Source organism: Methylotenera sp. E1MeOHC1, from assembly GCF_058745595.1.
In genome coordinates, this window is sequence record NZ_CP196025.1 from 2,181,469 (window position 1) to 2,203,846 (window position 22,378).

Below are 22,378 nucleotides of genomic sequence, written 5' to 3' on the forward strand. Positions count from 1 at the left end.
TGCATTTAGACGACATACAATGGCGTGCAATATGAGCCACACACACCGTGAATTTACGTTAAATTTATCACGTAATTCATTAAAGAATCAAGCTTTTATACAAAAAGCTATGGTTTTGAGTTTTTTTTGAATTTTTGAATGTGAAGATTAAAGAGTTTTTATGGCGATTTTAGATATCCTTAACTATCCTGATCCGCGCTTGCATACGGTGGCTAAGCCAGTGAAAGAGGTGAATGCAACGATTCGCCGCTTGATTGATGATATGGCGGAGACCATGTACGCAGCGCCAGGTATAGGCTTGGCGGCAACGCAAGTTAATCAGCATGTGCAGTTGCTGCTTGTTGATACCAGTGAGACCAAAGATCAGCTGCAAGTTTTTATTAATCCCAAAATACTGGAGCGTGATGGCGAGCAGGTCTATGAAGAGGGCTGTTTGTCGGTGCCTGGCGTCTATGAGAGTGTGACGCGTGCAGAAAAGATTTTGGTAGAGGCTTTGGATAAAGACGGTAGCCGCTTCACTTTGGAAGCGCATGGCTTGTTAAGCGTGTGTATCCAGCATGAAATGGATCATTTGCTGGGTAAGGTGTTTGTTGAATATCTATCACCACTTAAGCGTAATCGAATTAAAAACAAAATGCTCAAGCAACATCGTGGCAAATAGTCTGATTAGAGGTTAATGCGTTGAAAATTATATTTGCGGGGACTCCCGACTTTGCGGTGCCGGCGTTGGCGGCCTTGATTAATGCAGGCCATGAAGTTGTGATGGTGCTGACGCAGCCTGATCGTCCAGCCGGGCGCGGCATGAAGCTAAAAGCTAGCCCAGTGAAAGTGTTAGCAGAGCAGCATGATTTATTTGTGTTTCAGCCCGAAACCTTAAAGGATGTTGCTGTGCAGGCTAGGATTGCAGAAGCTGATGCTGATGTCATGATAGTGGCTGCTTATGGCTTGATTATCCCCACCGTTGTTTTGCAGATGCCGAAACACGGCTGTTATAACATCCATGCTTCATTATTGCCACGCTGGCGCGGTGCTGCGCCGATTCATCGCTCCCTCTTGGCCGGCGATTTAGAGACCGGTGTCACTATCATGGAGGTGGTGCCAGCATTAGATGCAGGTGCCATGGTGAGCAAAGGCGTGGTGCCCATTACGGAAACTGACACCACGCAAGGTTTGCATGATGCGTTGGCCGCGATTGGAGCCGATTTAATGGTAGACGCGATGCAGACGTTAGCCCAAACGGGTCAACTGTCCAGCACGCCGCAAGATGAGTCGTTTGTTACCTATGCTCACAAGTTAGAAAAAGCCGAGGCCTTGATTGACTGGCGCAAAAGTGCGGTGGAAGTATCAAGGCAAGTGCGTGCATTTAATCCTTTTCCAGTTGCGCAAAGTTTTTTGCGTGGAGAGGTTAGCCGTATTTGGATGGCAACAACCGTTGTGGAAGTGACTGATGTAGACGCCTTACGCAATGCTGTGCCTGGAGAGGTGTTGAGTACTGATGATGGGATTCTAGTGGCGTGCGGTGAAGGTGTGCTACGCATTACTGAGCTACAGGCGCCGGGAGGTAAGCGCTTGAGTGCTCAAGTGTTTATACAAGGGCATGCGTTAAAAGCAGGAGACCGATTTACCAGTAGTTTAGAAGGTTGAATTTTGGGAGGGGCGTCACCATTTTTGCAATATCAACGCATAAAATGAGGATGAAAACATGCTAGGAAATTGGTTAAAAACAGCGGTTTTAATGGCAGCTATTGTTGCCCTGTTCGGTATGGTTGGTGCGGCGTTAGGCGGTGCTGGCGGGATGATGGTTGCGCTGTTGCTTGCAGGCGCCATGAATATCTACGCATACTGGTTTTCTGATAAGGCGGTACTTAAAATGTATGGCGCGCAGGAAGTGACAGCGGACAACCTCCAGTTCCGTAGTTATTACCAAATGGTGCGGCAGTTGGCAGAAAGTGCGCAACTGCCTATGCCTAAAGTGTATGTGATTGATGAACCACAACCCAATGCTTTTGCGACCGGCCGCAACCCTGAGCACGCCGCTGTTGCCGCTACAGTGGGCATTATGCAGATTTTGGACGAGAGGGAGTTGCGTGGAGTAATGGCGCATGAACTCGCGCATGTGAAAAATAGAGACACCTTAACTTCAACGATTTCTGCAACTGTTGCGGGTGCCATTGCCTCTATTGCTCAATTCGGTATGATGTTTGGCGGTGGTCGTAACGATCAGGGTGAGCGTAATATGAACCCTATTGTTGGCTTGTTGGTCATGCTGCTCGCACCGTTGGCGGCGTCATTGATCCAGATGGCGATTTCACGTGCGCGCGAATTTGAGGCGGATAAGGCCGGCGCTGAAATTAGTAGAGATCCACGAGCCTTGGCTAGTGCTCTGCAAAAAATTCACCATTATGCACATCAGGTGACTAATCAAACTGCAGAGGCGCATCCAGAAACCGCGCAGATGATGATTATCAATCCACTGTCAGGTGTTTCATTTGATCGTTTGTTTAGCACTCACCCCAGTACTGAAGAGCGTGTGTCGCGTTTAATGGCAATGGTTGGCAGTTACTAGCAGCTAGTCTTAGCTTAATTGGACTTGTCTTGCTATGTGGTTTATCGCCACAGTCAAGTGCGCTAAGCTGGCTACAGTATCAGCTACCATGTAGCGAGCACTGAATGACGGTGATGTTCATCGGTTAACGGGGAGTAAAACCTACTCTCCCCGTCTACAAACCTTAGTCCCGACCTTTGCCATGGCCGTTACCATGGTTGCCTTTGTCACCACCGTGTCCGCGACCTTGATTGCCACGATCATGATCTCCCTTGCCACCACGATCATCTCTGCCACGGTCATCCCAGCCGCCTCTTCCGCGATTGTCATCATAGTCGTTGTGCTCGTAGTAGTCGCCACGATGGCGTGCGCGGTACTGAGGGGCAAAGTCGTCGCGATACCAGCGGTCCTGTACAAAGTAAACTTGGCGACCGCAGGCGTTGTAGCGGCCACAATAACGGCGCCAGTTTTTATAATGACCTGGTGGTACGCGTAGATACATCGGTTCATATACGTCCACATGACGATGCACAATGATGGGTTCTCTGTAAATTACCCGAGGCTGCGGATATGGGTAGTCGCCAATATCAATTTGACCATAAAACCCAGGTTGCCCCACGCTGATAGATACGCCAACGTCCGCTGCAAATGCAGTGTTAGCGGATGCAAGTAGAAAGCCAGTAATCAGGAATCGTTTTAATATATTTGTTTTGTTCATGGATGTCTCCTTGTGAATCGAAATCATATAACGCATGAGCATCGCTATGCGATGACAACATAATTCATAGCTTAACCCTAATCTGGCGGATATCAAGTAAAATCAGTGTTTTAGCAATTTATGAATAGAAACTAATTTTGTATATTTCCCAACAAATCGCGGCAGATGCGGTGCACCAAGTATTTGCAGGCCGTAACCTGACAACTGCATTACCTGCTGCCCTGTCTATCTTTCCTAATGCAACGCCGCAACAAAAAGGTGCTGCGGCTGATTTAAGTTACGGCACCCTACGTTTTTATGGCGAAATCGATGCATATTTGAGAGCGCTACTTGAAAAGCCGTTAGCGGACGAGCGGATTCATGCCTTATTGCTGGTGGCAATTTATCAGTTAAAGCACGATAAAGCGGATGCCTTTACCGTGGTGAACCAGGCTGTGCATGCGGTTAGCCAACTAAGGCGGCCTGCAGTCAAGGCTTGGGCCAAGGGGCTGGTGAATGCTATCTTGCGTAACTTTTTGCGCCAACAAGAGCAATTGACGCTAAAGTTAAAAGCGAATGAGGTTGCCACTTACTCCTACCCGCAATGGTGGGTGAATAAATTGAGATTGCAATACCCTAATAACTGGCAAGAGATGCTAGCTGTGGGTAATCAGCATCCGCCTATGTGTCTGCGTGTGAATCCGCAAAAAATTAGTACCGCAGACTATGTGCAATTGTTAGCTCGCAGTGAAATTGATGCGACGCAGGTTGGGGCACAGGCGGTGATTTTGACCAAACCAATAGCAGTTGAGAAAATTCCAGGTTTTACTGACGGTGTGGTGTCTGTGCAAGACTACGGTGCACAATTGGCTGCGCATTTGATTGATGCCCAGGCCGGCATGCGTGTGCTGGATGCTTGCTGTGCACCAGGCGGTAAAACCGGACATATCTTAGAGTTGGCTAATGTAGAGATGACTGCTTTAGATAGTGATGCTATACGCCTAGAGCGAGTACAGGGCAATTTGGCACGCCTTAATTTAAAAGCACATTTAATAGCAGGCGATGCCGCAGCCTCCGATTGGCATGACGCTAAGCCATTTGATAGAATTCTTGCTGATGTGCCGTGTACTGCTTCTGGCATTGTGCGGCGTCATGTGGATATTAAGTGGTTGCGGCGAGAGGCTGATATTGCATCATTTGTGGCTCAGCAATCGAAAATTTTACCAAGTTTATGGCAGATGCTAGCGAAGGGTGGTAAATTGCTTTACGTGACTTGTTCTGTTTTTAAAGAAGAAAATCAAGCGCAGATTGATCAGTTTTTGCATAAAAACGCAGATGCGCAGCAACTGCCAGTTGAGTCGGCGCTCGCACAATACAATGTTGCTCATATGCATGGTCAGCTTATTCCCTCTAACTCTCATGATGGTTTCTTTTATGCACTGCTGCAAAAAAATTAAGTACATTTTTTGCATCATTGCGTTGGTGTTGTTTTCAAGCTCTGTCTTTGCAGAGGGTAGTAGTTTGCGCCTGCGAAGCGCAAACTTAACGGCTTATGATGATGACTATCTGCTTAACGCTGATGCGGAAATCAACTTTGGGACTGAGATTGAAAAGGCCATTCTAAAAGGCTTTACGTTTAGCTTCTTGATAGAGTTTCAACTGCTTTCACCTAAAAAATACTGGTTTGATGATGAAGTTGTCACCACAGTGCAGCAAGTTAATTTAAGTTATCACGCGTTGACACGCCAATATATTGTCACGCGTAATGACCAGCAGCGCGCCTATGCCAGCTTGGATGAAGCGGTTGAAGATTTATCCATTATCCAAGACATGAAAGTATTTCAAGAGGCTGATGTTGATAAGAGCGAGCGATATCGAGCTGTGTTGTTAATGCGGTTAGATCAGAAAAAGTTACCTAAAGCGTTACGAATAGAGGGTATGACCTCGAACGAATGGAAAATCAGCTCACAACGCTTTGAATGGACCCCTAATTTATTCAAATGAAATACATAGTCTTTACCAGTGCTTTACTAGGCGGCTTGCTACTGTACTTGCTATCTAATGCAAGTGCTAATACTGCTGCGTCTGGAGAGTACTATACATTATTAGTAGGGTTAAACATTGCGTTGGCTGTATTGCTGGTGGTGTTGATTGCCGTACAGCTGTTTAGCCTCTACCGTAATATCCGGCAGCGTGTGATGGGAAGTCGTTTTACGCTGCGTTTGCTGGGGTCGTTTGCGCTGATGGCAATTATTCCGGGCATGATTGTGTATCTGGTATCAGTGAACTTTCTCACACGATCGATAGAGTCATGGTTTAACGTCAAAGTAGAATCTGCATTGGAAGGCGGGTTGAACCTTGGGCAAACCGCACTTGAAATTATGCTAGCCGATGTGAAAGAAAAAGGCGAAAGCATGGCGACTAGTTTGGCGTTTCAGCCTGCTAATACGCACTTTTCTACGCTGAATGATTTACGTGAGAAGAGTGGGGTTCAGGATGCCACACTGTTTACACCACAAGGTGGCATTTTGGCTGTGTCCAGCGCAGATGCGAGTAGCTTTTTGCCGGATTTGCCTAGTGTGGCGCAACTCAGACAAGCGCGGCAGCGTATCTATGGCAACATAGAGCCGATTGGCGACAAAGGTTTATATCTGCGCGTGCTGGTTCCTGTGAGCGTGCAGGATATCTCGGGTGAGATGCGCATATTGCAGTTATTGCAGCCTGTCCCTAAGTCGCTAGCCACAACAGCAGAGGCGGTGCAGGATGTGTATCAAGATTATCAGCAGCTATCGTATAGCCGCACTGCATTAAGAGAGGTGTTTGCGCTGACGTTGACGTTAGTCATGATGCTGGCGATGTTTACCGCGGTGGCGATTGCGTTTGTGTTGAGCCGCCGCTTATCTGCGCCACTTACCGTGCTGGCAGAGGGCACTAAGGCGATTGCTAGCGGTGATTACAGCACGATGCTGCCAGCACATGGTAAAGACGAGCTGGGCGTGCTGGTGCAGTCTTTTAATAGTATGACGCAGCAATTAGGGGATGCGACCAAAGCTGCTGACAGAAACCGTGCGCGTGTTGAGGCGGCGCGTGGTTATTTGGAAACGATACTGGCGCATTTGTCGTCAGGCGTGTTGGCGCTCAACGAGCGTAGCGAGCTGCGCACGTTTAATGAGGCAACGGTGAATATTCTTGGTATTTCCCTTGAGTCCTATGTTGGATTTACTCCAGAGAAAATCATAGAAAAGCAGCCGAATCTGGCAAGCTTTTTTCAGACCATCGCGCTGAGTGTTCAGCAAGACAGTGTGCAAAAAGAAGAGGTGCAGGCGCAGGTGGAGTTGGCGACTGCGCAGGGCAAGAAAATTATCACCTTGCGTGGCACACGCCTGCCGGATGGCGGGTATGTGGCGGTGTTTGATGACGCGACCGCTATGGTACAGGCGCAACGTGACGCAGCATGGGGTGAAGTAGCTAGGCGTTTAGCACATGAGATTAAAAACCCGCTGACACCGATTCAATTGTCTGCGGAGCGTATGGCACACAAGCTACATAGTAAGTTAGTAGCAGCGGATGCTGAGATATTGCAGCGCTCTACCGAAACCATTGTGAACCAAGTGGATGCATTGAAAAAAATGGTGAATGAATTTAGTGAGTATGCGCGCTCACCGACGCCACATTTAGAAAGTTTAGACCTGAATGCATTAATCCGCGAGATTGTTTCTTTTTATGATGCACCTAAAGTCAGTATCCAGTTGGCTCTTACCGAACAAGCTTGTTTGATTAAAGGGGATAGCACGATGTTGCGTCAGGTGCTGCATAATTTGCTGCAAAATGCGCAGGATGCTTTAGCGTCTGCCTTGACGCCGTTGATTCAGATTACAACAGCTGTTTACGACAATATGCTGGTGCTAACTGTGCAGGATAATGGTGGTGGCTTTCCTGCGGAGATGATGCTGCATGTGTTTGAGCCTTATATGACCACCAAGCAGCATGGTACAGGCCTAGGCTTGGCTATTGTTAAAAAGATTATTGAGGAACATAAAGGCAATATTAAAGTTGAAAATGTATTAACCAATAAGGCGAATGGCTCGGGTGCTATTATTACGATTAGCATCCCGCTATTCATCAGCTAATTAACAGACAATTGATTGATCAAACCGTATGGCATCAAAAAATATATTAGTGATTGACGATGAAATAGGCATACGCGAACTATTGCGTGATATTTTGCAAGATGAGGGTTATCAAGTGCAGTTGGCAGAAAATGCAGCAGCTGCACGTGCCATGCGCCTGCATGAGCGTCCGGATGTTGTCTTGCTGGATATTTGGATGCCGGATTGTGATGGCATTACCCTGCTGAAAGAGTGGGCTAATGGTGGCTTGCTAACCATGCCTGTCGTCATGATGTCTGGTCATGGCACCATTGACACTGCGGTAGAGGCAACACGTATTGGCGCTTTTGACTTTTTAGAAAAACCGATTGCACTGCAAAAGTTACTCAAAACAGTGGCTACGGCATTAAAGCATAGTGAGCAGTTGCCAAAGTCTGAAATGAATTTGATTAGCTTAGGCAAGAGCCCTATCGTAGTGGCTCTAAAAGAGCGCTTAGATAAAATCGCCATGAGCTCCAGTGTGGCACCTAGTCCGGTGTTGTTGATTGGGCCTGTGGGCTGCGGCGCAGAGCACTGCGCGCGTTTCCTGCACAGCGCCGGCACGCCTTGGTTGGCATTAACAGAATTCAGTCAGCTGGTGAATGCGCCATTAGAAATTTTGGAGCAAGCGAATGATGGCGTGGTGTACGTGCCGGAAATTGCAGAGCTCAATAAAACCGAGCAAAAAGGCCTGTTGCTGTTAATCACCAAAGCCGAAAAATATAACGTACGTGTGATTTGCGGCACCAGCCATAATTTACAAAAACTGCAGGCTGAAGGACTATTTGACCATAATCTGCTGCAAATACTTTCCGCGGTTTCGTTAAGGGTTCCTGCGTTAGAGGAACATAAAGAAGACATCCCCGATTTGGTGTTGACGATTGCAAACCTGCAGTTTGAAATTGCCAATTTGCCTTATCGTGAAATTGACATCGCAGCGCTCAATGCCTTGCGCAATGCCAGTTGGCCCGGCGATATTGCACAACTGGATGCCGTGGTGCGTAACCTGATTCAAACCAGCTTGGGTGATAAGATCACTTTAGACGACGTGAATCGGGTGATGCATCAGTTTGAGGGGCAGGTACAATCGGAATTGAAGGTGATTGTGGATGCGGCAGTAATCCGAGCCATACCATCAGGACTAGAATCTGAAGTTAATCTTAACCAGCCTTTGCGCGAGGCACGGGATGAGTTTGAGCGGCGCTACTTCAATCACCACATTAAGTTAGTGGCGGGCAATATGAATAAACTGGCTGAGATTTCAGGCCTGGAGCGTACGCATTTATATCGCAAGCTTAAGCAGTTAGACGTCAAGATTAAAGGTTAATCCCACTTTATCATTTGATAATTTTGGTAATGCTGAGCCAGCGCTCCCAGCTTGGCTCGTGATTAGATTAGCGGCATGGTGCTCGGCCCATGCTCCCAATAGAGATAGCAAAGAATGTCAAAAGAGAACTTACTGCATATCCGCCAGCTAGTTGCGCAGCAAGCTGCCCGTATGATGGCTGAGGATGGTATTTCAGATTACGCTTACGCTAAAAAGAAAGCTGGGCGGCAACTAGGTGCATTGGAGAATAGCAGCTTGCCATCCAACGCTGAGATTGAAGAGGAGCTCAAGCGTTACAATGCATTATTTTTAAGTGAAGAACAGCCTGAGAATTTACGTGAGTTACGTAAAAATGCACTGTATACCATGCAGCTGTTAGAGAAATTTAACCCACATTTAACAGGCGCGGTGCTCGATGGCACTGCCGGCTTGCTGTCAGAAACGCACATACATTTGTTTGCAGATAGCATTAAAGAAGTTGAGATGTTTTTGCTCAACGCCCAGATTCCGTTTGATGTGAATGAAAAGTCTTATCGCATCATGAATGATGGCAAGCGCGATAAAAAGGGTGATGGTCGCAAAACTGTGCCCGTATTTACATTGGAAACAGAGACCGGCTTAATTAAGTTGAGCGTGTTTGAAGTGGACGATATCCGTGTGCCTACCAAGCGTGCAACTGATGGCAGTAACGCAGATCGAGTCAATATTGAGGGCTTAAGGTCTTTGCTGACCTTAAGCTAACCGACTTTATAAACTTGCGTCGTGTTGATTCAAATGCTTACGCGTTAGGTTCTTGCAGCCAGCGCGCCACATCCATGGCAAAGTAAGTCAAAATGCCGTCAGCGCCAGCACGCTTAAATGCAAGCAGGCTTTCTAGCACGCATGATTTCTCATCCAACCAGCCGTTTTGAGCCGCGGCTTTTAGCATGGCATATTCACCACTCACTTGGTATGCAAAAGTCGGCACGCCGAACTCATCTTTAACGCGGCGTACTATATCTAAATAAGGCATGCCAGGTTTTACCATCACCATGTCGGCACCTTCGGAAATATCCAGTGCGACCTCTTGCATGGCTTCATCACTATTGGCAGGGTCCATTTGGTATGTATATTTGTTGCCTTTGCCTAAGTTGGCAGCAGAGCCTACTGCATCGCGGAACGGTCCGTAAAATGCAGAAGCATACTTAGCCGAGTAAGCCAGAATTTTGGTGTGTATATTTTGCGTGCTTTCCAGTGCTTCGCGAATCTGCCCTACACGTCCATCCATCATGTCGCTCGGCGCAACAACGTCAGCACCGGCATTGGCATGGGAAATGGCCTGCTTGACCAATACTTCGATAGTTTCGTCATTGAGTACGTAACCTGATGCATCAATCAAGCCGTCCTGTCCGTGTGTCGTATATGGGTCTAAAGCCACATCCGTAATTACGCCCAGTTCTGGATAGTTGGCCTTTAGCGCCGCAACCGTACGTTGCACTAGGCCTTCTGGGTTATAGGCTTCGGCAGCGTCTAAGCTTTTAAATTGAGTATCAACGACTGGGAATAAAGCGATGGCTGGAATTCCTAATGCAACACATTCGCCAGCCGTTTTAAGTAATACGTCAATGCTTTGGCGCTTAACACCAGGCATGGATGCTACTTCTTCAATACGGTTTTCGCCATCCAGCACGAATACTGGATAAATGAGGTCATTGCTGGTGAGCACATTTTCCCGCATTAGGCGGCGGGAGAATGCATCTTTGCGCATGCGGCGCGGACGAGAGTACGGATAGCTCATGATTAAACCTCAATAAAAATAGTGACGCAGCAGCGCCCGCTCATATAGTTGCGTGGCGTGGACTGCAAGCGTTAAGCGAACACTTTTGCTAATTCAACACCAGGCTCAGGCTGGCGCATAAACGCTTCTCCAACCAAGAATGTATGTACATGGTTTTGACGCATCAGTGCAACGTCGGCTTGGGTAAAAATGCCAGACTCTGTGACCACGATTTTATGTTCGGGGATGCGCGCCAGCAAGCCTAATGTGGTATCCAGCGTTACCTCAAAGGTACGTAAGTTACGGTTGTTAATGCCGAGTAGCGGGGTATCGAGTTGTAAGGCTAAGTCTAGCTCTTCGCCGTTGTGCACCTCAACTAACACCGCCATGCCTAAGCTGTGGGCAATGGTTTCAAGTTCACGCATTTTGGCTAAATCAATCGCTGCCGCAATCAGTAGAATGCAATCCGCACCCATGGCACGTGCTTCATAGACTTGGTAAGGGTCTATCATAAAGTCTTTGCGTAATACTGGTAAGTTACATGCTGTGCGGGCTTGTATCAGATACTCTGGTGACCCTTGAAAATACTCGACATCGGTCAGTACAGATAAGCAAGCGGCGCCGCCTTGTTCGTAGCTGGTAGCGATGGCTGCAGGCTGAAAGTCTGCACGAATCACACCTTTAGATGGGCTGGCCTTCTTGATTTCTGCAATGACCGCAGCTTGGTTGTTGGCGATTTTGGCACGGATGCTGCCTACAAAGTCTCTCGTTGCCTCCGCTGACGCAGCCTCTTGCTGCACCACTGCCAGTGGTTTGGCAGCTTTAGCCGCAGCAACCTCTTGCGTTTTTGTGGCGATAATTTTATTCAGAATGTCAGACATATTGTTTTCGCTATTACATTAATCAATCAATTGGCACAGAAGTAGTGCGATTACTGGTATTTCTCGTTCTTGTGCATTATCCAGCCGCCTGGATGGTTGCCTTTAGGGCTATGGTGCGTCCAATGGATAACCCCGCCTTTTGGATTATATACATACTCACCGCTAAACGAAATTGTATCGCCTGCTTGCACGGGAACTCTAGGGGCAAGGTCTATATTATGCGCAAACAACAATGTTTGCTGCGGGTTGATTTTCACCAGAAATTTTTGGTGTCTAGCCCCTTTGTTGTCATCGGCCAGTAGTTTGACGATAACGCCAGCGCCTGAGACCTGCACATTGCTCTGTTTGGCAGAAAATGCCTGCTCAACACTGTTGTGGTTACTGGCGGTAGCCTGCTCTGCTACATGCGCTGCTTGGTTGCCATTAGCACTGGGTTGGTTGCATGCACATAAAGCACAGGTTAGAGCGAGTGCATAGCACAGGTGTTTGATAACATGCTTCATGCGTTGGTGGTTGTGATAAGCGCTTGCAGTTTTTGCATGGCTTTGCCGCTATCTAGCATGTCTGCCGCAGTGTGGATGCCATCTGCGAGCGTGTGCGCGATACCAGAAACATAAATTGCCGCGCCGGCATTAAGCAACACGATGTCGCGTGCCGGGCCGGTTTTTCCAGAGAGTAAATCGAGAATCATGTCTTTAGATTCTTGCGCATCGCTGACTTTAATGCTGTTTAAGTCGTGCAGTTTTAGACCAAACTGAGCAGGGTTTACCGTGTACTCATGTACTTTGCCGTGCTTAAGTTCTGCAATGTAGCTGTCGCCGGTAAATGAAATCTCATCCATGCCATCGGCACCACACACCACCATCACATGTTCGCTACCCAGCTGTTTTAATACATGCGCTAATTTACCAGTAAGATCTGGTGAAAATACACCCATGACCTGACGCTTGGCGTTGGCTGGGTTGGTCAGCGGACCGAGTAAGTTAAATAGCGTGCGAATACCAAGCTCGCGCCGTACCGGTGCCGCATGCTTCATCGCACTATGGTGGTTGGGTGCAAACATAAAGCCGAGGCCAGCTTGGTTTACCGAGTTGGCTACTTGCTCAGGGCTTAAGTTAACGTTAACGCCCAATGCTTCTAGTACGTCAGCACTGCCACAGGTTGAGGAAACGGAACGACTGCCGTGTTTGGCTACTTTTGCACCAGCTGCGGCGGCAATAAAGGCGCTCACCGTAGAGATGTTGAAAGTCTGTATGCCATCACCGCCCGTGCCGCAGGTGTCTACTAAATGGTGCGCATCCTGAATCTCTACTTTAGTTGAAAGTGAGCGCATCACGCTGGCGGCTGCGGCAATCTCATCTACAGTTTCACCTTTGATGCGCAGTGCGACCAGTACGCCGGCAATCTGTGCCGCGGTGAGCTCGCCCGCCATCACCTGTTGCATTAAACCTTGCATGACCTCAAAGCTTAAATTCTCACCGTTGATTAAACGGGTCAGCGTTTGTGCATAACTCATGGGTTTAGGCTTTCAAAAAATTATTCAAAAGCGCATGCCCATGTTCGGTCAAGATGGATTCTGGGTGGAACTGTACCCCTTCAACTGCAAGTGTTTTATGACGCACGCCCATGATTTCACCATCGTCGGTCCATGCGGTAATTTCCAGGCAATCCGGTAAGGTTTCTTTTTCAATCACTAATGAGTGATAGCGCGTAGCGGTGTAAGGGTTAGGCAGGTCTTTAAATACGCCGATATTTTTATGGTGTATCAGCGATGTTTTGCCATGCATTAATTGCTTGGCATGAATAATGTTGCCACCAAACGCCTGACCAATACTTTGATGCCCCAGGCAAACGCCTAATAAAGGAATTTTACCGGCAAACTCTTTAATTAAAGGTACGCTGATGCCGGCCTCATTCGGGGTGCAGGGGCCGGGTGAAACCACAATGTGGTCTGGCTTAAGTTCTGCAACCTTGGCTAAATCAATTTCATCATTGCGGTACACCAATACCTCTTGGCCGAGCTCACCAAGGTATTGCACCAAGTTGTAGGTGAATGAGTCATAGTTGTCGATCATTAGCAGCATGTTCTGTCCTAGTTTACTAGCTGGCTTTTCGTCAGCGAAAAGCTATATGGGATTGAGTGTTATTTTACCAATGCTTAAAATCTACGTATAGGTAAATTCGGCCTAAATGGCGAAAAGAATCAGCCTTATTTATAAGGTATTGGCATTAAGGCTGCTGAGGTGCTGGATGTTAGCTGGCACAGGCGTAGGGTGTTGCGTCTAGTGCCGGTTTTTCTTCAGCCATAATGGCTGCGATTAGTTTGGCACTGGCTGGAGCCATGGTGAGCCCGTATCTGAAATGCCCTGTATTTAAGTACAGATTTTTGATGGTAGGGTGCGCACCTATGGTTGGCAGGTTTTCCGGGGTGCCTGGGCGCAATCCGCTCCAGTGTTTAATGATGGTTTGGCTTTTTAGCTCGGGCATAATCGCTTCGGCTTTGATGCGCAGCTCTTCACGTACCGCTTCTGTCACACCGTTATCAAACCCTACGTCTTCTAGGGTGCTGCCAGCCAGCAGGTAACCATCCAAACGCGGGATCATATAAAAACCTTCTTTATAGACCATTTGTTCTAGATTTTTTTGTGGCTGGTAGAGCAGAATTTGTCCGCGCATCGGTTTGATATTCAGTTTGGCGCTGGTTGCTTTTAGTAGGTCAAAACTCCATGCGCCAGAAGTGACCACAAACTGATCGGCGCTGAGCTTCTCTCCAGTAGTCGTTTGCCACTCATTAAGTTGCTGGGTTTCCTCTAGCGGTATGAGTTGCGTGTGTTCCAGCATGGTGACTTGGTGCTGCTCTAGCCATTTGCGCATAGCCTGCATTAAATACGGTGGCCGTATCTGGCACACAGTGGGTAACCATAGTGCATTTTCGCCCTCAAGCGACTGTACACCAAAGGCGCTGGCCCTTACTGGCTGCACGCTAACTTCATTCTGCATACACCAGGTTTTGGCAGCGTCGAGATCAAATTTGGGCAGCAGCAAAAAGCCGGACTGTGCAAAGTCGGTCGGTAAGCCGGTTTCGTGCTCTAGCTGCTGTGATAGTGTGCTGTAGAAGTTGGCGCTGTGCTTGGTCAGTGCATTTACTGGCTCAGAATATTGCCATGGCAGTAGCGGAAAGATAATGCCGCCGCCGGCCCAGGATGACTCGCCTGAAGTTTGGCTAGCGATTTGATTACGCTCAACAATGGTGACACGATGGCCTTTGTTAATTAACTCCATTGCGGTCATGCATCCTACAATGCCGCCGCCAATAATCATGGTGTGTGGTTTAGCCATTAGATACTCTAGTCATATAAACTTTTATTTATTTGCCACGCGCCCCATTAGTAGCGCATTTTCTGCATTTGCCAAGCCAGACGGTTGGCCGAGCAATACTACTACATCGCCTTCTGCAAGGAGGCTTTCGTTAGACATGTGCGCACTGTTAGCATGTGGGCGGCGAATGTTTTTAATGGTGACATCAAAGCTATCGAGCTGCATATCGTTGAGGCAACGGCCGATGGCGTAAGCACCTGTCGTAATAATCACCGAGTGCAGGCGTACTTCTTGTTTGGCGATTTCCTCATTCTCTGCGTCTGAAATGCCGCGGAAATAGCCTTTAAACATGCTGTAGCGCTCTTCACGAAAGATTCTGATGCGTTTCACTACACGGTTAAGCGGCACGCCAAGCAGCATTAATGCATGGGATGCCAGCATCAGGCTGCCTTCCAGAATCTCTGGCACCACCTCGGTTGCGCCAGCTTCACGCAATGCCTCCATATTGGAGTCATCTACAGTACGCACGATGACTGGCAATTGCGGGTAGCTTTCCTGCGCGATGTGTAGAATTTTCATGGCGGCACGATTATCGGCATAGCTGATAATCAGCGCTTTGGCTCTGCCTGCGCCTGCGGCTTCCAGTACTACGCGTCTGGCTGCGTCGCCGAACATGACATTCTCGCCTGCGGCGGAGGCTTCCAGTACTCTGGATGGGTCAATGTCCAATGCAACGTAAGGGATGTTTTCTTCTTTCAGAAAGCGGCCAAGGTACTGTCCGCTACGGCCATAACCGCAAATGACGACGTGATTATGCAAGTGCTTGCTACCCTCATCAATTTCTTCGATGATCTGGCTGCTGTTGCGGGTGTAGCTGCGTGCTAAGCGTCTAGCGATACGGCCGTTATATTGAATCAGGAACGGTGCAATCACCATAGACAGCAACGCTGCAGCCAGTACAACTTGCAGGGTTGGGCCTGCGATCAACTTTTGTTCGGCGCCAAGGGCTAAAATCACAAAGCCGAACTCGCCGGCTTGCGCCAGAATAATACCGGTACGTATGGCAACGCCGACTTCATATTTCACGAAGCGCACTACCGCTGTCACGATGATGGCTTTTAGTAGAATAAATCCAAATAGCGTCAGCATAATGATGCCGATGTTATTTACGATCTCTGCGATATTGAGCAGCATGCCGACACTGATAAAAAACAGCCCAAGCAGAATATCGCGGAAAGGGGCAATATCAGACTCAACTTGATAGCGATATTTGGTTTCAGAAATCAGCATGCCGGCAACAAAGGCACCTAAAGCGTAAGATAAGCCTGCAGTCTTGGTGGCAAAGGCAACGAGTAGCGTCACCATCAATACATTCATGACAAACAGTTCGCGCGAGCGCTGGCTAGCAACTAGGTTGAATAACGGGTTAACCAGCCATTTGCCTACTGTAAATAAAAACAGCAACATGCCTATCGCCTTGAGTGTGGCTAGCCCTAGTACGTCAAAAATATTGGCGTTGGCCGCGCCAAGTGCAGGTATCAGGACTAAAACTGGCACTACGATAATGTCTTGAAACAGCAATACGCCAATACTCAGGCGCCCATGTCTTGAGTTTAAGTCAATGCGCTCGGCTAATATTTTTGAAACAATTGCTGTGGATGACATGGTAAGCGCTGCGCCAATCACGAACGCCGCCGCCCAGTTGACGCCAGCCAGTTTTGCAAGGCACATGGTAAGCGCCAGCGTGATAAATACCTGTGCGCCGCCTAGGCCCAGTACTTTTCTGCGCATGGCATATAGTTGCGGCAGGCTGAACTCCAAACCGATACTAAACATTAGGAACACGATGCCAAACTCTGCAAACTCGCGGCTGGCTTCATCGTCTGGAAGCACGCCAAATGTATGCGGCCCAAGCGCCAGGCCGACTAAAAAATAGGCCAGCATGGCTGGTAGCTGTAGTTTACGGAAAAGCGCGACAGCCAGAACTGAGCTGATGAGCAGAATTAGAATTAACGGAAGAGTACCTGACATAATTGTCTTTATAAGCGGCTATTTTTTATTATTAAATTTTTACGATTATCTATTGTTTCACAAAGCACATCTAAAACTTGGAATATCTTAGTCGATTTTACGTATTTTTTGTAAAAAGCGCAGGGGGATAGCAAAAACTATGCCCGTGATGGATTATTTTTGGCAATATTCTGATATTCATCATGCATTATGCTTTATCCTCAAAGCATTCCCTTTTATACTAGTTACCTAAGAATTGTAATTAAGAATTTCAATTACTTTTAAGCATCGATAAATTTAAGTGTAGATAAAAGCTATGGTGTCGTCATCGCAGATTAAAAAATCAAGTGCCTCGCATGGGTCGCAATTAGGCGATCAAATGCAAACACTTGCATTGGCAAAAGAGGTTCTGCAGCTCGAATCAAGCGAGATAGAGGCGTTGGCGCAGCGTTTAGACCATCGTTTTAGTGAGGCAGTCTCCTTGATTTTAGAGTGCAAAGGTCGCGTGGTTGTCAGCGGTATGGGGAAGTCTGGCCATATCGGCGGCAAAATTGCATCTACACTGGCAAGCACCGGAACGCCGGCTTTTTTTATGCATCCTGCCGAGGCCAGTCATGGTGATTTAGGCATGATCACCGCAGGGGATGTGGTGATTGCACTTTCTAACTCCGGTGAGAGTGATGAGGTGTTGGCGATAGTCCCACCGTTAAAGCGCTTGGGTGCCAGCATTATTGCTATTACCGGGAATGATGCTTCCAGCTTGGCAAAAGCTGCGGACATTCATTTGAGTGCGCATGTAAGTAGAGAGGCTTGCCCCTTAGGTTTAGCGCCTACTTCCAGCACCACGGTAGCGCTGGCGCTGGGTGATGCTTTGGCGCTGTGTGTGCTGGATTTACGCGACTTTACCGCTGAGGATTTCGCAAGGTCGCATCCTGGCGGCAGTTTAGGGCGCCGTTTGCTGGTGCATGTCTGTGATGTGATGCGCACCGGAACCAGTATACCGCATGTGCCTGAGCACGCCAGTCTAGCAGAGGCTTTGCTTGAAATGTCACGCAAAGGGCTGGGTTTGACCGCAGTAGTGAATGCGGAGCATCAGCCAGTTGGCATATTTACGGACGGTGATTTACGGCGTGCTTTTGAGCAGAATGTGAATGTGATGACGGCTAAGATTCTGGATGTTATGCACGTTAACCCTAGTACCATTCATCAAGATCAGTTGGCGATTGCTGCGGTTGAAATTATGGAACAACGTAAAATTAACGGCTTGCTGGTTGTAGATGAGGCCGGGCATTTAGTGGGTGCATTAAATATGCATGACCTTTTATTAGCGAAGGTGGTTTAGGTGAGTGGTGCAGATAATAGTTTAGCGTTGACGCAGCGCTTGAAGAATATTCGCTTGCTGGTACTGGATGTTGATGGTGTGATGACGGATGGCGGTTTGACGATAGGTGATGATGGCCAGGAATATAAGACGTTTCACGCACACGATGGTTTAGGCATGAAGCTGCTGAAAGCAACCGGTGTTAACGTAGCAATCATTACCGGGCGCACCTCTGAAGTGGTCAAGAAGCGTGCCGAAAGTACGGGTGTTGTACATTTTTATCAGGGTGCTGAAGATAAGCTGGCTGCCTTGCAGGATTTAATGAAGCGGATTGGTTTGGCTCCGGAACAATGTGCTTTTATGGGGGATGATGTGGTTGATTTGCCGCCCATGCTACGTTGTGGTTTGGCGATTGCGGTGCCTGATTCACCAGATTTATTGCTCAAGTACGCGCACTATATCACCCATAAAAAAGGTGGGCGCGGCGCTGTGCGCGAGGTGTGTGAGTTAATTATGCAGGCACAAGGTACATTTGATGGGCAAATGGCACAGTTTTTAACGCAAGCCAGTATTGCGAACTAAGTGGGCAACGCTACCAGCATGGATAAACAGTTAATGCAATCTGGCCTGAAAAGCGCGGGTGTTTAAGTATGCAGCTTGGTACAAAATCAGCGATTATTTTCCCATTAGCGTTGCTATTATTATTGGCTTTGCTTACGTTTTGGATTAATAAGGCTGTGCAGCCTTCGGCGCCTAAGCTGGATGGCAGCAGTCGCCATGATCCTGATTACGTGATGCATAATTTTGTGACCACACAAACCGATGTGAATGGTGCACTGCGTTATAAATTAGCCGCACAAGAGATGAAGCATTTCCCCGATAAAGACACGACCGATTTGATTAAGCCCCGTTTTACCCGGTTTGCGAAAGATAAACCTTACACCAAGCTGGAAGGTGATACCGGTAATGTTTCTAGTGACGGTGAAGAGGTTGAAGTGTTAGGTAATGTGCTGGTATTGCGGGAGGCGTACGGTGAAAAGGGCGTGATGACGATAGAAACCGACGTCCTTAAAATTTTACCTAATCAAGAGTACGCAACAACAGACAGGCCTGTAGTCATTAAGCAGGCACCCGGTACGGTAGTGCATGCAACGGGTATGATTTATGAGCAAAAGCAGCAAACAGTGACTTTGTTGCACAAAGTGCGCGCACATTATGAGCGGCCTGCAGCAAAAGCAAAAAAAACAGTGACACCAGACACCAAGAGCCGTACCCAGGCTAAGGCTAACAAGCCTGCCGTGGCGGTTCAGCAAGATAAACCAAATAACAATGCGCGCATTCGGAGACGCTATGAATAGGCAGCCTTTCATTATTAAAATCAATACATTATCGAATCTCCTGTTATGTGGATGTTTGTTGTTGGGTGTGGCCGGTCGCGCATGGGCGGAAGCGGCGGACCGCGATAAGCCAATTGATTTAGAAGCGGATACGATGAAGGTCGATGATGCGAAACAAATCAGCACCTATAGCGGTAATGTGATTCTTACCCAAGGCACGTTGGAAATACGCGCCGATAAGTTGATTGTGCGTGAAGATAAAGAGGGTTTTCAGCACAGTACCTCTTTAGGTAACCCGACAACTTTTAAGCAAAAGCTTGAAGGCAAGAGTGAGTATATTCAAGGGAGTGCACAACGCATTGAGTACGACGGGCGTATGGATAAAGTGCAGCTCTATACCAAAGCATGGGTGAAGCGTGGTGAGGATGTGGTGCATGGCGATTACATTATGTACGACGCGAATGCTGAGTATGCCGAGGTGATTGGCGGTAATTCGCAGTCTGCGACACCAGGCTCAGGGCGCGTGCGTGCGGTGATTCAGCCTAAAAACAAAAAAGCACCAGTAGAAATTAAGCCGGTGGAGCCTGCCAATAAAGCTAAGCCAGATGCTTCTAATGGCAGTGGCCCAATCCCTACGGTTAAAGACACAAGATTCAGCCGTACTTTGGAAGTCAGCAAAAGCGCTGGCGCCGCTCAGTAGTTTTTGAAACGATAACCGCATGATAAGTGAACAATGATGAGCGAATTAACTGTAGAAAGTTTGCGTAAATCCTACGGTGCCCGTACGGTAGTGCAGGATATCTCTTTAACGATTAAGAGTGGTGAGGTGGTGGGTTTGTTGGGCCCCAATGGCGCAGGTAAAACGACCAGTTTTTACATGATCGTGGGTTTGGTCGCGTTGGATGCCGGTAAAATTGCCTTGGACGGTGCAGAGCTAAGCCATATGCCGATTCATATGCGTGCCAGAATGGGCTTGTCTTATTTGCCGCAGGAGGCTTCAATCTTTCGTAAATTGACGGTATCTGAAAATATTTTAGCCATCTTGCAATTGCAGGACATCTCGGAAGAGGAAATGTCTGAGCGCTTGGAGTCGCTGCTTGAAGAACTGCACATTACACATATCCGCGACAGTGCTGCGGTGAGTTTGTCTGGCGGTGAGCGTCGCCGTGTGGAGATTGCGCGTTGCTTGGCTTCAGACCCTAGTTTTATTCTGTTAGATGAGCCATTTGCCGGGATTGACCCGATTGCAGTGATTGATATTCAGCAAATCATCCGCTTTCTAAGTGCGCGCAATATCGGCGTGCTGATTACTGACCATAACGTACGTGAAACCTTAGGCATATGTGATCGAGCCTATATCGTGAATCAGGGGCATGTATTTGCTTCGGGCGTGCCCAGTGAAATTGTTGCAGACGAAAGTGTGCGCGAAGTGTATTTAGGTAAAGATTTCCGCCTATGAAGCAAGGGTTACAACTAAAGTTTTCACAGAATCTATCACTGACTCCTCAGTTGCAGCAGGCTATTCGCCTGTTACAGCTTTCAACGCTGGAGTTGAATCAAGAGATTGATGTGCTGATGCAGACTAATCCCTTGCTTGAGCGGGGTGATGATACAGAGGATGAGTATGGCAATGCCGTAGAGCCTGTTGCAGATGGTGCGGATTTATCTGCCGCCAGCCTTGAGTCTGCTGAAGCTAAACCAGGTTTAGACGGTTTTGATAGCGAGTACGCAGAGTCGACGAGTGAGTTCAGCAGCTCGGAATCTGGGATGTCTAGTGCTGCTGATACAGCTGAGTCCGCGGAGTTTGATGTGTCGAGTGCAGAGTATGCGGACACATTTTCGGCTGAGTTTAATGATGAGTTTGATGAGTTTTCAAACGGCAGTCGCTGGGATGAAAACACTATGCCAGCGGATGACGATAGTGACTTCAAGCCACAAGAAACCTTGCAGACGAGTTTGCGTGAGCACTTACTCTCTCAGTTAAAGCTGATGCCGCTGTCTGAGCGTGATCAGTCGCTGGTGCTAATGTTGGTCGATAGTATTAATGATGACGGATATCTGGAGCAGTCATTAGAAGAAATCGCCGAGCTGATGCCTGAAGAGCTGGAAATTGATGCGATGGAACTGCAAACTGCATTGCGCCATGTTCAGCATTTGGATCCTGCAGGGGTCGGTGCACGTAGCCTAAGTGAAAGTTTGCTGCTGCAACTTGAAGTGCTACCTAAATTTACACCGCATTTGGCGTTAGCCAGCTTGGTTGCAAAGCACTACCTGCCTGTATTGGCCTCGCGTGACTTTGTGAAGCTGCGTAAAGAGCTAGGTTGTGACGAGGCAACCTTAAAGCAGGTGCAGCAGTTGATTACTAGTTTAAACCCACGTCCTGGCAGTGCTTTTAGCCATATAGGCTCAGAACACTACATACAGCATGAAGTGATCGTTAAAAAAGTAAAGGGTATCTGGATCGCAAGCTTGAATGATAGTGTGATTCCTAAACTGAAAATCAACCAGCTGTATGCCGGCATCTTGAAGCGCAACCGTGATAGTTCCAGTCAATACTTGCAAAGCCAGATGCAGGAAGCCAAGTGGATGATTAAAAATATCCAGCAACGCTTTTCTACTATTTTGCGCGTATCGCAAGCGATTGTAGATAGGCAGCGCAACTTTTTGGAATATGGTGAAGTCGCTATGCGTCCATTAGTGTTGCGGGAGATTGCGGATGAGCTTGATTTGCATGAATCGACTATTTCGCGGGTGACTACCAATAAATACATGCTGACGCCGCGCGGTATTTTTGAGCTCAAATACTTTTTTGGCAGTTCGGTGGCGACAGAGGCTGGTGGTACCTGTTCTGCAACCGCAATTCGCGCGTTGATTAAACAGTTGGTCGATCAAGAAAATCCAAGGAAGCCGTACTCAGATAATCAGATTACAGACTTACTGGCAAAGCAGGGAATTGTGGTCGCGCGGCGCACGATTGCAAAGTATCGTGAGTCTATGAGCATTGCGCCGGCAAGCCTCAGAAAATCGTTATAAGTTGA

General features: G+C 47.8%; 22 protein-coding genes. 14 read left to right on the top strand and 8 right to left on the bottom strand.

Annotated features, from left to right (window positions below; all coding sequences use genetic code 11):
- The first annotated feature begins 160 nt into the window (after window positions 1-160).
- From def to htpX, 3 genes are read left to right on the top strand one after another with little or no spacing between them, the layout of a single operon-like run.
- Complete coding sequence (gene def, locus ACSSU7_RS10225; RefSeq protein ID WP_492516381.1) at window positions 161-661, top strand: peptide deformylase; 501 nt, start codon at window positions 161-163, stop codon at window positions 659-661.
- 20 nt (window positions 662-681) lie between these two features.
- Window positions 682-1,644 (top strand): methionyl-tRNA formyltransferase, encoded by a 963-nt coding sequence (gene fmt / locus ACSSU7_RS10230; protein WP_492516382.1) that lies wholly within the window; start codon window positions 682-684, stop codon window positions 1,642-1,644.
- Window positions 1,645-1,702: 58 nt separating this feature from the next.
- Window positions 1,703-2,566, top strand: a complete 864-nt coding sequence (gene htpX, locus ACSSU7_RS10235; RefSeq protein ID WP_492516383.1) for a zinc metalloprotease HtpX — start codon at window positions 1,703-1,705, stop codon at window positions 2,564-2,566.
- Between the two features lie 163 nt (window positions 2,567-2,729).
- Here htpX and ACSSU7_RS10240 read toward each other — a convergent pair whose 3' ends face one another.
- Window positions 2,730-3,263: a hypothetical protein gene (locus ACSSU7_RS10240; protein ID WP_492516384.1), complete on the bottom strand. Its 534-nt coding sequence runs from the start codon at window positions 3,261-3,263 to the stop codon at window positions 2,730-2,732.
- A 137-nt stretch (window positions 3,264-3,400) separates the two neighbouring features.
- Between ACSSU7_RS10240 and rsmB the strand changes: the two genes are divergently transcribed.
- From rsmB to ACSSU7_RS10265, 5 genes are all read left to right on the top strand, one after another.
- The gene (gene rsmB / locus ACSSU7_RS10245) at window positions 3,401-4,699 is read left to right on the top strand and encodes a 16S rRNA (cytosine(967)-C(5))-methyltransferase RsmB (protein ID WP_492516385.1); all 1,299 of its coding nucleotides are present in this window, start codon (window positions 3,401-3,403) and stop codon (window positions 4,697-4,699) included.
- 64 nt (window positions 4,700-4,763) lie between these two features.
- Window positions 4,764-5,246, top strand: a complete 483-nt coding sequence (locus ACSSU7_RS10250; protein WP_492516386.1) for a DUF4390 domain-containing protein — start codon at window positions 4,764-4,766, stop codon at window positions 5,244-5,246.
- Complete coding sequence (locus tag ACSSU7_RS10255; protein WP_492516387.1) at window positions 5,243-7,372, top strand: sensor histidine kinase; 2,130 nt, start codon at window positions 5,243-5,245, stop codon at window positions 7,370-7,372. The genes ACSSU7_RS10250 and ACSSU7_RS10255 overlap by 4 nt, the downstream gene beginning before the upstream one ends.
- A gap of 28 nt (window positions 7,373-7,400) precedes the next feature.
- Window positions 7,401-8,717, top strand: coding sequence for a sigma-54-dependent transcriptional regulator (locus tag ACSSU7_RS10260; protein WP_492516388.1), 1,317 nt, complete (start codon window positions 7,401-7,403; stop codon window positions 8,715-8,717).
- Window positions 8,718-8,831: 114 nt separating this feature from the next.
- Window positions 8,832-9,458: a hypothetical protein gene (locus ACSSU7_RS10265; RefSeq protein WP_492516389.1), complete on the top strand. Its 627-nt coding sequence runs from the start codon at window positions 8,832-8,834 to the stop codon at window positions 9,456-9,458.
- Window positions 9,459-9,495: 37 nt separating this feature from the next.
- Here ACSSU7_RS10265 and hemB read toward each other — a convergent pair whose 3' ends face one another.
- The 7 genes from hemB to ACSSU7_RS10300 form a co-directional block, all read right to left on the bottom strand.
- A complete protein-coding gene (gene hemB, locus ACSSU7_RS10270) occupies window positions 9,496-10,494 on the bottom strand; it encodes a porphobilinogen synthase (RefSeq protein ID WP_492516390.1) in 999 nt (332 codons plus the stop codon).
- A gap of 71 nt (window positions 10,495-10,565) precedes the next feature.
- Window positions 10,566-11,354 carry an indole-3-glycerol phosphate synthase TrpC gene (gene trpC, locus ACSSU7_RS10275; protein ID WP_492516391.1) on the bottom strand — a complete coding sequence of 263 codons (789 nt, stop codon included), beginning with the start codon at window positions 11,352-11,354 and terminating at the stop codon, window positions 10,566-10,568.
- A 50-nt stretch (window positions 11,355-11,404) separates the two neighbouring features.
- Window positions 11,405-11,857: a DUF3465 domain-containing protein gene (locus ACSSU7_RS10280; RefSeq protein WP_492516392.1), complete on the bottom strand. Its 453-nt coding sequence runs from the start codon at window positions 11,855-11,857 to the stop codon at window positions 11,405-11,407.
- Window positions 11,854-12,870 carry an anthranilate phosphoribosyltransferase gene (gene trpD / locus ACSSU7_RS10285; RefSeq protein WP_492516393.1) on the bottom strand — a complete coding sequence of 339 codons (1,017 nt, stop codon included), beginning with the start codon at window positions 12,868-12,870 and terminating at the stop codon, window positions 11,854-11,856. Before trpD ends, ACSSU7_RS10280 begins: the two co-directional genes overlap by 4 nt.
- A gap of 4 nt (window positions 12,871-12,874) precedes the next feature.
- A complete protein-coding gene (pabA, locus tag ACSSU7_RS10290; RefSeq protein ID WP_015833109.1) occupies window positions 12,875-13,438 on the bottom strand; it encodes an aminodeoxychorismate/anthranilate synthase component II in 564 nt (187 codons plus the stop codon).
- A 169-nt stretch (window positions 13,439-13,607) separates the two neighbouring features.
- Window positions 13,608-14,693: an NAD(P)/FAD-dependent oxidoreductase gene (locus tag ACSSU7_RS10295; protein WP_492516394.1), complete on the bottom strand. Its 1,086-nt coding sequence runs from the start codon at window positions 14,691-14,693 to the stop codon at window positions 13,608-13,610.
- A gap of 24 nt (window positions 14,694-14,717) precedes the next feature.
- Window positions 14,718-16,703, bottom strand: coding sequence for a cation:proton antiporter (locus ACSSU7_RS10300; RefSeq protein WP_492516395.1), 1,986 nt, complete (start codon window positions 16,701-16,703; stop codon window positions 14,718-14,720).
- 358 nt (window positions 16,704-17,061) lie between these two features.
- Here ACSSU7_RS10300 and ACSSU7_RS10305 point away from each other — a divergent pair, with 358 nt between their 5' ends.
- The 6 genes from ACSSU7_RS10305 (at window position 17,062) to ACSSU7_RS10330 (ending at window position 22,373) form a co-directional block, all read left to right on the top strand.
- Window positions 17,062-18,024: a KpsF/GutQ family sugar-phosphate isomerase gene (locus ACSSU7_RS10305; protein ID WP_492516396.1), complete on the top strand. Its 963-nt coding sequence runs from the start codon at window positions 17,062-17,064 to the stop codon at window positions 18,022-18,024.
- Window positions 18,025-18,585, top strand: a complete 561-nt coding sequence (locus ACSSU7_RS10310) for a KdsC family phosphatase (RefSeq protein WP_492516397.1) — start codon at window positions 18,025-18,027, stop codon at window positions 18,583-18,585.
- A 68-nt stretch (window positions 18,586-18,653) separates the two neighbouring features.
- Window positions 18,654-19,361, top strand: coding sequence for an LPS export ABC transporter periplasmic protein LptC (gene lptC / locus ACSSU7_RS10315; protein WP_492516398.1), 708 nt, complete (start codon window positions 18,654-18,656; stop codon window positions 19,359-19,361).
- Window positions 19,354-20,040, top strand: coding sequence for a lipopolysaccharide transport periplasmic protein LptA (lptA, locus tag ACSSU7_RS10320; RefSeq protein ID WP_492516399.1), 687 nt, complete (start codon window positions 19,354-19,356; stop codon window positions 20,038-20,040). Before lptC ends, lptA begins: the two co-directional genes overlap by 8 nt.
- A 36-nt stretch (window positions 20,041-20,076) precedes the next feature.
- Window positions 20,077-20,799, top strand: coding sequence for an LPS export ABC transporter ATP-binding protein (lptB, locus tag ACSSU7_RS10325; RefSeq protein WP_492517790.1), 723 nt, complete (start codon window positions 20,077-20,079; stop codon window positions 20,797-20,799).
- Window positions 20,796-22,373: an RNA polymerase factor sigma-54 gene (locus ACSSU7_RS10330; protein WP_492516400.1), complete on the top strand. Its 1,578-nt coding sequence runs from the start codon at window positions 20,796-20,798 to the stop codon at window positions 22,371-22,373. The genes lptB and ACSSU7_RS10330 overlap by 4 nt, the downstream gene beginning before the upstream one ends.
- Window positions 22,374-22,378: the final 5 nt, after the last annotated feature.